The sequence below is a fragment of the Microcoleus sp. OTE_8_concoct_300 genome (assembly GCF_031383065.1).
GTDB lineage: Bacteria > Cyanobacteriota > Cyanobacteriia > Cyanobacteriales > Microcoleaceae > Microcoleus.
On the sequence record NZ_JANMZH010000206.1, the window covers coordinates 1 to 1,549 of the forward strand.

Sequence of the window (1,549 nt, forward strand, 5' to 3'; positions counted from 1 at the left end):
TTCATGAATAAAAAAAAATCTTCTAGGGAAAAAGATATTGATTACTACAAAAAGAGAAAGGGGAAAACTAGAAGATGGTTTTTAATTGTGTGCGAAGGTGAGAAAACAGAACCCAACTATTTTAAAAGTTTTCCGGTAGACACAAAGGTAATTAACCTGGATATCAAAGGAGAAGGAAAAAATACGAAGAGTTTAGTAGAAAAAGCTATTGACTTAAAAAATACCAGCGAATCGGACGAAAGAAACCGATTTTAGTGCGTATTCGATCGCGATAAAAACCCTAACAATCCTAACGACTCGCAAAATTTTAATTCAGCTATAAATCTTGCCAAAAATAACGGCATTAAAGTAGCTTACTCCAATGATGCTTTTGAATTGTGGTATTTGCTGCACTTCAATTATTATCATACACAAATTTCTCGCAAAGATTATCCCGATATGTTGACGGAGTTACTGGGACACAAGTATCAGAAAAACAGCGAGACGATTTATGAGAAACTAAAAGACAAACAGGAGAATGCAATTAAAAACGCAAAACGGCTTTTAAAGGAATACAAGCCCCCCAATCCTGAAAGTGATAATCCTTCAACAACAGTGCATCTGCTAGTCGAAGAACTTAACAGTTTTATTCCTGATTGATGAGGAATTTTGGCAGTACATACATCTGATAATCAAAATACCTCAAACGCCCGGTTTCTTCGTATATTTCTCGTGACTCGTCGCCAAACTCGTAGAAAGCGGGTTTCTAGCCGCCCCATGCGTAAGCCCTGCAACTTTCACTGCAATAACGAGAGTGAAAATTTATATCGGCGCCAGGGATAACAGCGGAAATAAATAATCTGATAGCCGTTTTGTTGTATTGGTTCATTTAGAGGAACATCTAAGGGAAGTTGACCGATATCTCCGTTAGAATCTGTGGTGATAATCGTCACATCAATGTTTTTGGTCGCCAGGGCCGCAGAAAGTCCGAGTACCATTTGACTCGGCCCGCCGTAGACGAGGGAAATTGAGGGGATAATTTGGAGAATTCGCATGGGAGCTCGTTCTTTAAATCAACATACCAACATCTCCCATTACAAATTTAATTATCTGCAAAAGGCTGCCCGTCTAGCTGTTCAGCTTCCTCTCTCTTTGTTGCTGTAATTTGGGTATTGTGAGATATTTTCTTGGAAAATTCATACATCTCACTGGCTTTGGCTTCAGCGGCTTTCACAATTTCCAGGATTTCCAGGAGTTGGCTTTCATCAGGTAATTGTTTCATCGCAATGCTTCTAATCTCTCAACTACTTTGTCTATCATAATTTTCGATTCTGGAGCCATCTTTAGCAAGGCTGCTAAATAATCTCCTGCTTTTTGAACATCTTCATCCGGCACACCATCCATCAATACATTGCCCACGATGTGCTCGGCTTGTAAGCGAGTACCTGCTACGTTGAATTGAAAATTGGTGATGGAAGAAAAGTATTGCATCAGTATTTCATTCTGGGGAAAAAGAGACATTGCTCTTCTAAGTGCAAAAAGTCCCTGCGTTGCTTGGCGCTCTGTATCG

Annotated in this window: 3 protein-coding genes and 1 pseudogene; 1 reads left to right on the plus strand and 3 read right to left on the minus strand. The window is 39.6% G+C overall.

Translation table 11 applies throughout. The annotated features are described in order from the left end of the window. The first annotated feature begins 3 nt into the window (after positions 1–3). Positions 4–639 (plus strand): annotated as a pseudogene (locus ACUVJL_RS10135) (RloB family protein). A gap of 137 nt (positions 640–776) precedes the next feature. Here ACUVJL_RS10135 and ACUVJL_RS10140 read toward each other — a convergent pair. The 3 genes from ACUVJL_RS10140 to ACUVJL_RS10150 form a co-directional block, all read right to left on the minus strand. Next, the gene (locus ACUVJL_RS10140; RefSeq protein ID WP_445245722.1) at positions 777–1,034 is read right to left on the minus strand and encodes a hypothetical protein; all 258 of its coding nucleotides are present in this window, start codon (positions 1,032–1,034) and stop codon (positions 777–779) included. Between the two features lie 47 nt (positions 1,035–1,081). Next, the gene (locus ACUVJL_RS10145) at positions 1,082–1,261 is read right to left on the minus strand and encodes a hypothetical protein (protein ID WP_445245723.1); all 180 of its coding nucleotides are present in this window, start codon (positions 1,259–1,261) and stop codon (positions 1,082–1,084) included. Further along, positions 1,258–1,549: hypothetical protein (locus ACUVJL_RS10150; RefSeq protein ID WP_445245724.1), on the minus strand; the 292-nt coding region annotated here is incomplete at its 5' end. The genes ACUVJL_RS10150 and ACUVJL_RS10145, both read right to left, overlap by 4 nt.

What these genes read in the sequence shown, in the direction of transcription:
- ACUVJL_RS10140 (WP_445245722.1), bottom strand. Translation starts at nt 1,034, where the DNA reads ATGCGAATTCTCCAAATTATCCCCTCAATTTCCCTCGTCTACGGCGGG.
- ACUVJL_RS10145 (WP_445245723.1), bottom strand. Translation starts at nt 1,261, where the DNA reads ATGAAACAATTACCTGATGAAAGCCAACTCCTGGAAATCCTGGAAATT.